Here is a 12455-nt window from a genome sequence, read left to right on the forward strand (position 1 = left end):
CATCCTGAAATTCCCAGTGAAAATGGAAGGCCTCTAGGGCGAATTCAGGAATCGCTGAAAGCCTCCGGTCGTATCCGTCGAACGGCGACGTTCTCCGGCCGGAGGCCTCAACTGCCAGGCGAGACGGCACACGATCTCGGCCATCGTCACTTGTCGTGCAGCCATGGTGCGTAGGACACCCCGATGATCAGCCCTTCCTCACTCAGGACTCGCGCGATCGTCTGACCCCATGGTTCGGTGCGGGCCGGATGCAGCAGTGGAAACCCGTGCTCCTGGAGTTCCCTGCCCGCGTCCGCGACGGCCGCCTCGCCTGCGACCTCAAACTCAATGGATGCCTGCGGGATCGTTCGGTCGGTCGGCCATGCCGTGGTTCCGAAGCACGCCTGAGCGGCCTGCGAGAGCGGCCAAACGCCGAAGTGCTTGCTGCCGGCGATGTTCTCGCTGGAGTAGTACTCGTCTCCCTCGTGCTTGCGCAGCGGGAGCCCCAGCGCGTCGACGAAGAGCTTACGGCTCGCCGGCGGGTCGGCGGCGATTACGGACACGCTGGCGATGAACTGAATCTCCATGGGGTCGCTCCTATGCGAACACCGAACTCGCGAATGTGCCTGCCGAGCAGGCACGGGGCCCTCGTCTGCCGTCACGGTACCCAAACCGAACCCCAGCCGCCGGCATGAACACTCCATAATCGGACATATCGCCTGGTTATCGGAAATCTCTGGAGGCGGCTGTCTGGGTGAGCAGGTCGAGGGCGGTGAGTTTGTCGGCCACGAGCATGGGCATGGTGCCGGGGATGGCGTCTTTGGCGTGTTCGACGGTGCCTCGGATGCGCATGGCCTTCGCGATGGTGGCGGTGTGCTGCCAGCGTTTCCAGAGTCCTTGGGAGCAGACGATGTTGGCGATGCCGGTCTCGTCTTCGAGGCTGAGGAAGGTGACGCCCTTGGCGGTGGAGGGACGTTGGCGGTGGGTGACGATCCCGGCGACTTCGATGCGTTCGCCGTCGGCGATGTGCGGGAGCCGGGCGTGGGGGATGACGCCGTCGGCGTCGAGCGCGGCACGTACCAGCTCCATCGGGTGGGTCTCGACGGAGAGCCCGAGGCCGGTGTAGTCGGCGCGGGCGAGTTCGGCGGCGCTCATGAGTGGGAGGGTCGGGGGCGGGGCAGCCGGGCCGGTTCCGGGGATGGTGTCGGGGCGCTCGTCCACCATTCCGGCGGTCCACAGTGCTTTTCGCCGGTCGGGTTCGAGGCTGTCGAGGGCCCCGGCGATGGCGAGTTTTTCGAGGCGGGTCTGGTCGAGGCCGGTGCGGCGGGCCAGGTCGGGGAGGTCCTGGAAGGGGCCGTTCAGTTCCCGGGCCGCTACGATGTGCTGCGCGGCGGTGGAGCCGAGGCCTTTGACGTTGTCGAGCCCGAGACGGATTCCGGCGGGGGCCAGGACTGGGGGCTCGGGGGTGGCCGTCTCCTCGATGAGGGCGGCCACCTCTTTGCTGGCATTGACGTCCGGGGGCAGGATGCGGATGCCGTGGCGCTGGGCGTCGGCGATGAGGCTGGCCGGAGAGTAGAAGCCCATCGGCTGGCTGGCGAGGAGCCCGGCGTAGAACGCGGCCGGGTAGTGGCACTTCAGCCAGGCCGAGGAGTAGACGAGGTGGGCGAAGCTCATGGCGTGCGATTCGGGGAAGCCGAAGTCGGCGAAGGCCTTCAGCTGCTCGTAGATCTGGTCGGCCCCGGCGCCGGTGATGTCGCGTTCGGCCATGCCCGCGTACAGGCGCGCCTTCAGTTCCTCCATGCGCTCCTCTGAGCGTTTGGCGCCCATGGCTCTTCGCAGTCGGTCGGCCTCGCCGCCGTCGAAGCCGGCGGCGTCGATCGCGATCTGCATGAGCTGCTCTTGGAAGAGTGGAACGCCGAGGGTCCGCTCCAGTGTCTTCTTGAGACGTTCGGGGACCAGGTGCTCCCACGGTTCGCCGTGCCGGCGCCGCAGGTAGGGGTGGACCGAGCCGCCCTGGATCGGGCCGGGACGGATGAGGGCGACCTCGACGACGAGGTCGTAGAAGTTCTCCGGCCGCAGGCGCGGGAGGGTCGCCATCTGGGCCCGCGATTCGACCTGGAAGACCCCGACGGTGTCGGCGCGGCACAGCATCTCGTAGACGTTCGCGTCATCGAGGTCGAGCAGGGCCAGGTCGGTCCGCTCGCCGTGGAAGTCCTCGACCAGGTCGACCATGCGGTGCAGCGCCTCCAGCATGCCCAGCCCGAGCAGGTCGAACTTGACGAGCCCGGCATCGGCGCAGTCCTCTTTGTCCCACTGGAGGACGGTGCGGTCTTTCATGCGGGCCGGTTCGACCGGAACGATCTCGGACACCGGCTGCTCGGTGAGGACCATGCCGCCGGGGTGGATGCCCAGGTGTTGCGGCATGCGCGTCAGTTCGGCCGCGAGCGTTTGGACGTCGGCCGGGAGCCCGGCGGCCTCATCGGGGTCGAGGGCGCTCCAGCGGTGGAGGCGCTTCGACCAGGCGACGGCCTGGTCGTGCCCGTAGCCGAGGGCCTTGGCGGCGTCGCGGACCGCCGAACGGGGACGGTAGGTGACCACATTGGCCACCAGGGCCGCCCGGTCCCGGCCGTACTTGCCGTAGACGTACTGGATGACTTCCTCCCGGCGACCGGATTCGATGTCCAGGTCAATGTCGGGCGGGCCGTCCCGGTCGGCGGAGAGGAACCGCTCGAACAGCATCCCGTACGCCACCGCGTCCACTTTGGTGATGCCAAGGGCGTAGCAGACGGCGCTGTTGGCCGCCGATCCTCTTCCCTGGCAGTAGATGTCGTTGGTACGGCAGAAGTCGACGATGTCGGCGACGATGAGGAAGTAGCCCTCGAACTTCAGCGCCTTGATGATGCGCAGCTCCCGCTCGAGCTGGGTCCAGGCGCCGGGGACGCGCTCGGTGGCGGGTTCGCCGTAGAGCTCCCGCGCTCCCGCGACGACTCGCTGGGCCAGGTAGGAGAAGTCGTCGTAGCGCCGTCCGACGGGGAAGCGCGGGAGCTGCGGGTCCAGCAGCTTCAAGTTGAAGGCGCAATCGGCGGCGATGGCGGCGGACCGCTCGACCGCCTCGGGGAAGTCGGCGAAGCGCAGCAGCATCTCGTCGCCGCTGCGCAGGTGCGCCCCGGCGTTCGCGGGCAGGTACGGGTCGGCCTCGTCGAGGGTCCGCCGGGCTCGGATCGCCGCCAGCGCCGCGGCGGCCCTGGCGCGGCCGGGCGAGGCGTAGTGGACGTTGTTCGTGGCGACGATCGGTGCGCCGCAGCGGCGGGCGACGGCGGCGAGCGCTTCGATCCGCTCGGCGTCGCCGGGCAGATCGTGGCAGGTGAGTTCGACCGCGACGTTGCCCGGGCCGAACCATTCGGCCAGTTCGCGCAGTTCCCGTTCCGCCGCTTCAGGACCGCCCGCGTCCAGGGCGGTATTGAGGGGGCCCTTGCGGCAGCCGGTGAGCACCTGCCAGTGTCCTCCGGCCAGTTCGGCGAGTTTCTCGATCCGGTAGCGGGGCAGGTCCTTCTCCCCGGTGGCGAGTTTGGCCTCGGTGATCGCGCGGGAAAGCCGCCGGTATCCGGCCGGGTCGCGGGCGAGGACGACCAGGTGCCGCCCGCCCGGGTCGGACTGTCCCCTGCGCGCCTTTCGCATCCCGAGGTTCAATTCGGCGCCGAAGACCGTGGGGAGGCTGACCGCGGCTTGGGCGAACTGCGAGACCGCGTAGAGCCCGTCGTGGTCGGTGATCGCGAGCCCGGCCAGGCCCAGCCGGTTCGCTTCGGCCGCCAGCGCGGCGGGGGCGTCGGCGCCGTCGGCGAACGAGTAGTGGGAGTGGCAGTGCAGTTCGGCGTATTCAGTCATACCAGCCGACCGCCTTCCACTGACCGCCTTCGCAGGCCAGGAGCGCGGCGCTGCCGTCGGCGAGTTCGACCTGGAGGCGGGCATAGCGGCGCGACTCCTCGCTCCACCACCGCTCATGCACCGGCCACGGCCCGGCCCACGCGACGACGCGGGTCTGCTTGCCGCCCGAAACCACCAGCGCCGGTGTGGCGGAGAGGTCGCCGCGGGCCGCGACGGTGACCGGTGCTCCGGCCACGTCCAGGACCGTGACGGGCTTGTCGTCGCCGATGAATGCCGGGGGCGGGTCGGGCAGGGCCCCGGGCCACGGCCCCGAGGCCGGGGGCGGCGGGGCTTCGACCTCCCATGCGGTCTCGACCGCGCGCTCGGTCAGGTCGCGGCCGTCAGTGGCCGTGGCGACGCGGACGGCTTCGGGGCCGAGCAGGGTCTGGGTGTGGCGGAGCGCGGCTTCGGCGCGGGCGGTGGTGGCGTTCTTGGCGTCCCATAGGCCTTTTCCGGCTTCGAGGAGCCCGATGAGTCCGCCGGGGGCGAGCGCGAGGACGGCGACGCCGTCCTCGCCTTCCGTGGCGGCGCCCCGGGCCGCGATGCCCCAGCCTTCGAGTTGCCAGCGGACCCGGCGGGCCAGGTCCGCGGTCGATGCGGAGGGGTCGACCTGCCAGGTCCGCTCCCGTATCAGCCCGGAGACGGTGCGGGCGGTGATGGTGAGGCGGGTGCAGGTGAGGTTGCGTTCGTCGAGAACGGTCTTGAGCCGCTCGGCGAGGGGTCGGGCGGCGAAGACGGCCTGCTCGATCGTCCCGTAGGGGTCATCGGGGGTTTCGGCCACGGTGAGGTCGGGGTCTGCCGGGCGCGGCGTGAGCGGGCGTGCGAGCCGCCCGGCCGCGAGGTGCTGGGCGCGGCGTGCGAGGGGTCCGAATCGTTCGGCCACCGCCTGGCCCGGCAGTGCCACGAACGCCCCCAGCGTCTCGATGCCCAAGTGTCGCAAGGTCTCGCACACCTCGGCTTCAACCAGGCCGGTGGCCGTGAGCGCATCGATGGGGTGTCCGGCGAGGAACGCGGCGTCGCCGCCGGCGGGGACGAGGCGGCCCTCGCGAGCGGCCAGCACCGCCGCGAAGAGTCCGTCGGCGACGCCGGTGACGCAGTCCTGGTCGGTGAGCGCGCTGATGGTGTCGATGAGGGTCTCGCAGAAGGCCGCTTCGTCGCCCGCGCCGGGGCGCAGCGGGACGGCGACGGCCCCCGGTTCGAGCACTTCGACGTACGGGGTGAGGAGGTCGAGGGCGTCCAGGACGGGCGCGAAGGCGGCGACGTCGTCCCTGTCCCAGTCCGGCAGCCGCGCCACCAGGGTCCGGGCCATCGCACGGGTCACGGTGGCGCTCACTGGTACTCCCCCAGTCGGTGCTCCCGCAGGTCGACGACGTTCCGGCCCGGTTCGCCGCCGTAGGGCCAGATCCGGGCCCGCCTGCCGCCGCCCGAGCGCCAGCGGGCCGCGACCTCCAGTTCGCAGGCGTTGAGCCTCCCCGCGCCCCAACGCCTCCCGGCGTTCTCGCGCAGGCCCCGCCAGCGGGCGCGGGCCACGTCGAGGCGCGCGTCGGGCCCGGCCACGGGCCGGGTCTCCCACCACACGATCACGGTGCCGCTCCGGCGGGCCCGGGCGGTGAGCCGCCTGGCCTGCGCCGGGGTGAGCCCGTCGCTGGGGACGACCATGGCGGCGACACCCTCGGCAAGGGCCCCGGCTGCGTCGGCGATGCACGGCCCGGAGGCGTCGACGAGCGCGATCCGGCCGAGGTCGACCCCGGCCGCGGCGGCCGCCAGCGGGTATCGGCCCGGCAGCCCGACCACGGCGCACCAGGCCCCGGCCCTGGTCGGCCCGGCCAGCAGCCGCCACAGCAGCGAGGTCGCCCCGCGGCTTGAAGCCGTGATTGCGGTCACGGAATGGAGCCCGCCGAGGGGCAGGAGCGCGGCAATGTCAGGGGTGACCGGCAGAATGTTCCTTGCGGGACCGATCGCCGCGGGCCGGGTGAAGCCGTCCGGTTCGGCGGTCGCCGGGCGCAGCTCCGCCGCCGAACGCAGGCCGAGTTCAGCGGCCAATGCGGCCGCTACGCCTGTCGCCACCAGAACCCCCGTACCGTGTCGAACGTATGTATCAAGATCAACATACAGAACCACGGGGCGAACTCAAGCCAAAACAAGTGTTCGATAAATCTCGTGGGCACGGCATCATGGCGCAAACCAGTCAGCCCCGGCGTATCTGCCGGGTTTGCGTTCGTTGAGCGGATATGAGCCGCGGCTACCCGAGACACCGATCGTGCGGGCCCCGCCCGAGTCGTCACCGATCAGCAGGTACCCGGGCAGGCAGATGCCGTCCTCGAACGTGGCGGCTTGCGCTGAAACTCAATCGACTGCTGAGCCATGGTCGGGATACGGTGTCGAGGCGCATGACACCCCGGCCGCCGAGGCCTCCCGGAGCGCACGTCGGAGCAAGGAGCGGCACAGATGAGACTCGGAGCCGACTACCGCCGGATCTGGTTCGGCAACGCGTCGGCGAACCTGGCCGACGGCATCACGTTCATCGCGCTGCCGCTGCTGGCGACGACGACCACGGACAGCCCGCTCGCGATCGCCGGCCTGGCGGTCGCGTACTCGCTGTCGCGCATCCTCTCGGTGCTCGGCACCGGCGTGCTCATCGACCGCGTTGACCGGCGCCGACTGCTGTACTTCGCGAACTTCTCCCGTGCCGGGATGTTCGCCGCCCTCACGGCCCTCGTGGTCCTGGACGCCGCATCGATCGCGGTGCTGTACGCCGTCTACGCCGTGATCGGCGTCATCGAGACCCTGGCGGACGGCGCTGCGCGCGCCGTCCTACCCCAGGCGGTACCCCCGGAGGGACTCGACAAGGCGAACTCACAGATCGCCGGGACGCAGCTGGTCATCGATGAGTTCGTCGGCCCGCCGCTGGGCGGGCTCCTGTTCGCCATGGCCGCCTTCGCCCCCGTGGGACTCAACGCCGTCGCCTTCCTGGTAGCGGGCTACGCCTTCTGGCGGCTGCGCGGCACCTACGCCATCGCCCGGGACACGACGGACGAGCCTCCCCGCAGCATCCGCGCCGACATCCGCGAAGGCGCCGTGTGGGCCATGCGGCACCGCGTCGTGCGACTGCTCATCGCCCTCGGCGGCATCACCTGTGTCGCCTACATGATCCCGTTCTCCTACCTCGTCCTCTACGCACAAGAGGAGCTGGGCCTCGACGGGACCGGCTACGGCCTGCTGCTCGCGTTCTCCGCCCTGGGAGGACTGCTGGGCAGCTTCATCGCGACCAGGCTGCGCAAGCGGATCGGCTACGGGTGGTCCATGGTCGCGGCACTCGCCACCGGCGCCGCTACTTTCGCCGTCATCTCGCTGACGACGAACATTGTCGTCGTGGCGATCGCGCTGGCCGCCTATATCGGGCACGCGGTCGTCTGGAACATCATGGCCACCTCGATACGCCAGCGGGCCACCCCCACCGCGATGATGGGACGGGTCGGGTCGCTGGACGGCTTTGTCGGCCTGATCGGCCTCGCTCTCGGAGCGGGCGCGGGTGGACTGCTCGCCTCCGGCCTCGGCTACCGGATACCGTTCGCGATCGCCGGCGCGGTCTTCGCCGCCGCCGCGGTGCTCTGCCTCATCTCGATCCGCAGCCTCCGCGAATGGGAGGACAGCGAGGCGCAGGCGGCGATGTCGAGCGCGAGCTAGGCCGTATTTATGAGCCCACGCTCCACAATCAGCGTTTGCGCCGCGACCAGCCCGGGTATTACATCGGTCATCCGCCCCATAGGGAGTCCGAAATGGCTACGTTTCAAGCCCTCTTCTACCTGATCGCGATCGTGCTGCTGGTCATCGCAGCACTGCCGCTTGGATCCCGCCGCACCCGAGGACTGAGCCTCGCGGCCTTGGCCGCCGCCTTCGCCCTTACCGCATTCGCGGCGCCGACGATCGAGGCCGCATTCTGACTCAGACCAGCGCCTGCCGATGTCGCAATTGCGCGAGGAACCTCAGCGGGCGCCATCGGCCGAGGCTCGACGAGTCCCAATCACCCGCGAACTCGATGCCAGTGCCCAATGCGTTCCCCGGTGCGGCGCCCGGCCGTGCCAATGAGGACTGGAAGATGCTCTCGCTTCGGCGTACACCCGACCCCGGGGTCTTGGACCCCCTGCCCACCAGGGCCCTACGCCCCCTGGTAACGGCAGTGAAAACAGAGGACGATGAGTTCATGATCGATACAAGCGCACATTCGCGACGATCCGAGCCCGACGAGTACGCGCACCTCAGGCCGTTGTTAGAAGATCTGGCGCAACTCGAGCCGTACGACCCGAAGCGGTCGGTGATCAGGGACCGCCTCGTCACCGGATATCTGCCGCTGGCCCAGCACATCGCACAGCGGTTCTCCGGCAAGGGCATCGCGAAAGAGGACCTGGTTCAGGTCGCCTCCGTCGGCCTGATCCATGCGATCGACCGGTTCGACCCCCGCAACGGTGCGGCCTTCCTCTCCTTCGCCGTCCCGACGGTCATGGGCGAAGTCAAACGGCATTTCCGCGACTCCGCATGGCCGATGCGGGTGCCGCGCCGCCTCCAGGAGCTGCGCCTGTCGCTCAACCAGGCAAGCGCCGAACTCGCACACCGCCGGAGCCGGCCGCCGACCGACGCCGAGCTGGCCGAGTACCTCGACATCTCAGAACGCGAAGTCCAGGAGGGCTTCGAGGCCCGCCAGGCCTATCTCGCGGTCTCGATCGACGAACCGCCGTCCGGGCACGAGGACCGCGCCCCGCTGTCGGAGACCATGGGCTGCGAGGACGCCGCACTGGAGTCCGTGGAGAACCATGAAACGCTCGTGCTGCTGCTCCAGGACCTGCCGCAACGGGCACGCGTGATCCTCGCCCTGCGATTTTTCGGCGAGATGACCCAATCCCAGATCGCCCGGAAAGTGGGCATCTCCCAGATGCAGGTCTCGCGGTTGCTCAACCACATCCTCAACGACCTCCACCACGAACTCGTAGACGTGCCGGAGCGCTCCGAAGACGTGGTGGGCGGACGTCGGTAGTCCCACACGAGGGAACTCGCCGAATCCGAGGACAGCTCACTACTTGTCCTGATTTAGATCTTTTGCCAGATAGGAGGCGTACGATCTTAGTATGTGGACAGTTCTCTGGATTCTGATCGTCGCCTGGGTGGTGCTCGCGATCATCGGCTTCGCCATTGAAGGTCTGCTCTGGCTGGCCGCCGTCGGCATCACGCTTTTCATCGGCACCATCGTCTTCGGACTCATCCGGCGCCGGGCGGGCCGCAACACGGCCTGACCCGCCGATTCCGACCGCGGCGCTACTTGATGCCGGCGCCGACCTTCTCCCGCCCGCTCGGGACCGCGATCTCGATCGGGCGGGCGCGGGTCGAGCCGGTGCGGGCGTGGGTGGCGTACAGCGTGAGACCGACGAAGGTCAGACCGCCGACCAGGTTGCCGATCACCGTGGGGATCTCGTTCCAGATCAGGTAGTCCCCGATCGAGAAGTCGCCGCCGAGCATGAGGCCCGAGGGGAACAGGAACATGTTCACGATCGAGTGCTCGAAGCCCATGTAGAAGAAGACCATGACGGGCATCCACATGCCGATGACCTTGCCGGGCACCGAGGTCGACATCATCGCGGCCACCACGCCGGTCGAGACCATCCAGTTGCACAGCACGCCGCGGATGAACAGGGTCAGCATGCCGGCAGCGCCGTGCTCGGCGTAGCCGACCGTCCGGCTCTCGCCGATCGTGCCGAGAGCCTGGCCGACCTCGTTGGGATCCACCGCGAATCCGAAGGTGACGACGATCGCCATCATGAGCGCGACGGTCAGCGCGCCCGCGAAGTTGCCGACGAAGACCAGGCCCCAGTTGCGCAGGACCGAGACGAGGCCCACGCCCGGCCGCTTGTCGATCCAGGCGAGCGGCACCAGGGTGAACACCCCGGTGAGCAGGTCGAACCCGAGCAGGTACAGCATGCAGAACCCGACCGGGAACAGGAGGGCCCCGAGCAGGGGCTGGCCCGTGTTCACGGTGACGGTGACCGCGAACGCCGCCGCCAATGCCAGGATGGCACCGGCCATATAGGCTCGGATGACGGTGTCGCGCGTGGACATGAAGACCTTGTCCTCGCCGGCGTCGATCATCTTGGCGGCGAATTCGGCTGGTTTCACATAGGACAAGGGGTCGCTCCTTCATCGGGGGCCGTTCACGGACGTCGGCGGACATCCGTTGGCCTGTCCGACACCTCGGTGGAGTCTGACCAAGCCGAATTGCGGCGAGGTTGCGCCCGGAACAGCGGCATGTCACGCCTGGCGCACAGTTTCAGTCTGGTTTCGTGAACCGGGAGATCGCGGCCCTCTCATCAGCGCGTGTATCGCGGCCATGAAGAGTCAGATTCGTTCCGCTCCAAGGTGGCCTATCACTTCGGCATACCGCTAATTTGGGGGCATTGTCGTCCCCTTTGAAGGAGCGCGCGTTGACTCCCATTATGAGCAAGTCCGAAGCCGCCGACCTGGTCGTCTCCGCCAAGATCCGGCTCGGCCTGTCCTGGCAGCAGATCGCCGACGTCCTCGACGCCCCGCTGGTGTGGGCGACCGCGGCACTGCTCGGCCAGCACCCGATGTCGGACGAGCAGGCCCGCAAGGTGTGCGGCCTCCTCGAACTTGACGAGACCGTCGCCGAAAGCCTGCGACTCCAGCCCGCCCGCGGCGTCGACGAGGAGCTGATGAGCGACCCGACGATCTACCGCTTCGTGGAGGCGATCTCGGTGTACGGCCCGGCCCTCAAGGAGCTCATTCACGAGGAGTTCGGCGACGGCATCATGAGCGCCATCAACTTCAAGGTCGACATCGCCCGCCGCCCCGACCCGGACGGCGACCGCGTGGTGGTGACCTTCGACGGCAAGTTCCTCGACTACCGCTGGTAGCAGCGCGCAGGCCGCAGTGGAGTAGCCGCCTTCCGAGTCCGGAGGGCGGCAATTTCGCACCCTCCGGCAGTACATTTGACTTGTGAACAATACAATTGTATTGTCGTTGGCATGTCTTCTGATTTCACCGCAGGTGAGCGCCCCGAGTCGGACCTGACGGCCCGCGCCAGAGTCAGGGACGCGGCGCTGACGCAGTTCGCCGAGCACGGCTTCAAGGGCGCGACCATGCGCGGCATCGCCGAAGCCGCCGGCGTCTCACTCGGCTTGGTGCAGCACCACTTCGGCTCCAAGGACGCGCTGCGGGAGGCCTGCGACGCGTTCGTCGTCGAGGCGTTCCGCCATCGCCTCACGCGCAGCGCCGCGGACGGAACGCTCGGGGAACCGGGCTTCATGGCAGACCTGTACGAGACCAGCGGCCCCCTGCTCCGCTATCTCGCCCGCGCGCTCGTCGACGACTCGCCCGCGGCGGCAACGGTGTTCGACCAGCTCGCAGCGGGGGCCGAGGCGTTCCTCAGCGAAACCTGGCCGGATCGGTTCCCCGCCGGATCGACCGCCGCCAGGGAGGCGGCGGCGGTCATGGCGGCCATGCACAGCGGCACGGTCGTACTCCACGGCCATCTCGCCCGCCGCTTCGAGTTCGACCCGCTCGATCGCGCCAACACCACCAGGATCGGCAAGGCGATGCTCGACCTCTACGCCGCGATGGGCGAGTTCGCGACCTCCTCGACCGCGGAGCGGATCAGGGAATCCGCGAACGCCTACGACGACCCGAACGGAGAACCCCGATGAAATCGCTGACCATCGACCACCTCACGCCGTTGCAGAAGACGCTGCTCATCACGCTGAACGGCCGCGTCGTGGACGGCGCCAGGTCGCGCCCGCTCCTCGGCGACACCAAGGCGGCCGAACTCGCCGGCGGGATCGACTACGACCTGGGCACGGTGAAGCTCACCTCCGGGGTCCCGGAGGCCGTCGCCATCCGCAGCGCGATGCTCGACCGCGCCGTGGAGTCCTTCGTCCGCGGCCACTCGGGTGCCGTCGTGGTCGAGCTCGGCTGCGGACTGGAGACGCGCCGCTCCCGGCTCACGTCACGGGACGACCCGATCTGGCGCGATGTCGACTGGTACGACGTCGACTTCCCCGAGGTCATCGAGCTGCGCGACGCGCTCATGCCCCCGCCCGACCGCGCCCATTCGGTCGGCGTCTCGCTGCTCGATCCCTCGTGGACCGAGACGATCCCGGCGGACCGGCCCGCCGTCATCGTCGCGGACGGCGTGCTCGGCTTCCTGTCAGAGGAGGAGAACCGGCAAGTGCTGGGCCGCATCACCGACCACTTCGCCGAAGGGCTGCTCGTCTTCAACGCCTACACGAAGTTCACCGCCCGCATGAACGGCCGCTTCACCAAGGTGGTCGGCATGCCGGAGGACTTCCGCGGTTTCGGCATCGCCGATCCCAAGGAGATCGTCGCGCTCAATCCCGCGCTGACCTTCATCGACGAACAGTTCGGCGACGCCGCTCCCGAACGCGACCGGCTGAACCTCGCCTACCGGCTCCTCGCCCGGGTCTTCGCCAAATGGCGAGGGCAAGCGCGCCGCGGCGTCTGGATCGTCCGCTACCGATTCTGAGCGGAGT

Annotated in this window: 12 protein-coding genes; 7 read left to right on the forward strand and 5 right to left on the reverse strand. The window is 69.0% G+C overall.

Going from position 1 to position 12455, the window contains the following annotated elements; genetic code table 11:
- Positions 1 to 146: 146 nt before the first annotated feature.
- The 4 genes from FAB82_RS08300 to FAB82_RS08315 form a co-directional block, all read right to left on the reverse strand.
- Positions 147 to 566, reverse strand: a complete 420-nt coding sequence (locus tag FAB82_RS08300) for a VOC family protein (protein WP_136534079.1) — start codon at positions 564 to 566, stop codon at positions 147 to 149.
- Positions 567 to 702: 136 nt separating this feature from the next.
- Positions 703 to 3864 carry an error-prone DNA polymerase gene (locus tag FAB82_RS08305; protein WP_136534080.1) on the reverse strand — a complete coding sequence of 1054 codons (3162 nt, stop codon included), beginning with the start codon at positions 3862 to 3864 and terminating at the stop codon, positions 703 to 705.
- Positions 3857 to 5236, reverse strand: a complete 1380-nt coding sequence (locus FAB82_RS08310) for a DNA polymerase Y subunit UmuC family protein (RefSeq protein WP_136534081.1) — start codon at positions 5234 to 5236, stop codon at positions 3857 to 3859. Before FAB82_RS08310 ends, FAB82_RS08305 begins: the two co-directional genes overlap by 8 nt.
- A complete protein-coding gene (locus FAB82_RS08315; protein WP_136534082.1) occupies positions 5233 to 5970 on the reverse strand; it encodes a hypothetical protein in 738 nt (245 codons plus the stop codon). The genes FAB82_RS08310 and FAB82_RS08315 overlap by 4 nt, the downstream gene beginning before the upstream one ends.
- A 381-nt stretch (positions 5971 to 6351) precedes the next feature.
- Here FAB82_RS08315 and FAB82_RS08320 point away from each other — a divergent pair, with 381 nt between their 5' ends.
- From FAB82_RS08320 to FAB82_RS26980, 4 genes are all read left to right on the forward strand, one after another.
- Entirely contained in the window at positions 6352 to 7590 is a 1239-nt protein-coding gene (locus FAB82_RS08320) for an MFS transporter (RefSeq protein WP_136534083.1), read from the forward strand.
- 92 nt (positions 7591 to 7682) lie between these two features.
- On the forward strand, positions 7683 to 7847 hold the full coding sequence (locus FAB82_RS26975) for a hypothetical protein (protein WP_168801495.1): 165 nt from the start codon (positions 7683 to 7685) through the stop codon (positions 7845 to 7847).
- A gap of 260 nt (positions 7848 to 8107) precedes the next feature.
- The gene (locus FAB82_RS08325) at positions 8108 to 8935 is read left to right on the forward strand and encodes a SigB/SigF/SigG family RNA polymerase sigma factor (protein WP_136534084.1); all 828 of its coding nucleotides are present in this window, start codon (positions 8108 to 8110) and stop codon (positions 8933 to 8935) included.
- Between the two features lie 91 nt (positions 8936 to 9026).
- Positions 9027 to 9191 carry a hypothetical protein gene (locus FAB82_RS26980; RefSeq protein ID WP_168801496.1) on the forward strand — a complete coding sequence of 55 codons (165 nt, stop codon included), beginning with the start codon at positions 9027 to 9029 and terminating at the stop codon, positions 9189 to 9191.
- A gap of 22 nt (positions 9192 to 9213) precedes the next feature.
- Here FAB82_RS26980 and FAB82_RS08330 read toward each other — a convergent pair whose 3' ends face one another.
- Positions 9214 to 10077 carry a formate/nitrite transporter family protein gene (locus FAB82_RS08330; protein ID WP_136534085.1) on the reverse strand — a complete coding sequence of 288 codons (864 nt, stop codon included), beginning with the start codon at positions 10075 to 10077 and terminating at the stop codon, positions 9214 to 9216.
- Positions 10078 to 10373: 296 nt separating this feature from the next.
- On the opposite strand from FAB82_RS08330, the gene cynS reads away from it, so the two are divergent.
- From cynS to FAB82_RS08345, 3 genes are all read left to right on the forward strand, one after another.
- Complete coding sequence (gene cynS, locus FAB82_RS08335) at positions 10374 to 10823, forward strand: cyanase (RefSeq protein ID WP_136534086.1); 450 nt, start codon at positions 10374 to 10376, stop codon at positions 10821 to 10823.
- 111 nt (positions 10824 to 10934) lie between these two features.
- A complete protein-coding gene (locus FAB82_RS08340) occupies positions 10935 to 11612 on the forward strand; it encodes a TetR/AcrR family transcriptional regulator (protein ID WP_136534087.1) in 678 nt (225 codons plus the stop codon).
- On the forward strand, positions 11609 to 12448 hold the full coding sequence (locus FAB82_RS08345; protein ID WP_136534088.1) for a class I SAM-dependent methyltransferase: 840 nt from the start codon (positions 11609 to 11611) through the stop codon (positions 12446 to 12448). The genes FAB82_RS08340 and FAB82_RS08345 overlap by 4 nt, the downstream gene beginning before the upstream one ends.
- The last annotated feature ends 7 nt before the right edge of the window (positions 12449 to 12455 follow it).

The sequence above is a fragment of the Glycomyces buryatensis genome, from assembly GCF_004912275.1.
GTDB lineage: Bacteria > Actinomycetota > Actinomycetes > Mycobacteriales > Micromonosporaceae > Glycomyces > Glycomyces buryatensis.